At 41.2% G+C, this 439-nt stretch carries 1 pseudogene; it reads right to left on the bottom strand.

Features of this window, described 5'->3' with window-relative positions:
- Positions 1-439 (bottom strand): annotated as a pseudogene (locus QOS10_RS09510) (IS21 family transposase); the annotation flags it as partial.

Raw genomic sequence — 439 nt, 5'->3', positions numbered from 1 at the left:
TAAGGCAGGACATATAAGAAAATACTGAAAGTATGTGGGACGCCATTCCGGTCAGTCATGGTAACTTGTTCTTTCCAATCCACTTGAGCACTTAATCCAATCGTATGCTCAACTCTAATCGTGGCTTTCTTAGTTTGTGTTTTGCGAAACCGACGACAGTAATCTTTAACGATTGTGTATTTACCGGTAAAGCCTTTTTCAACGATAAAGTCATAAATTGATCTGGCAGAACAGCCTGCCGTGTATTTATCCTCAATGATATCTTGATATCCGTCTAGCTTACTACGACGGCTTCGCCGCTTCCTAACGACTGCTGTTTCACCACTCTGAGCTCTTAAATAGGCCGCCTTTACGGTTCGTGGATCAACACCATATTGCCGTGCAATGGCAGAATAATTTGGTTTTATCTTTTCTAACACAAAATATCTCATCCTTTCGT

This window comes from Limosilactobacillus galli (assembly GCF_947381495.1).
GTDB classification, from domain to species: Bacteria; Bacillota; Bacilli; order Lactobacillales; family Lactobacillaceae; genus Limosilactobacillus; species Limosilactobacillus galli.
This window is presented reverse-complemented; position numbering and strand designations above follow the sequence as displayed.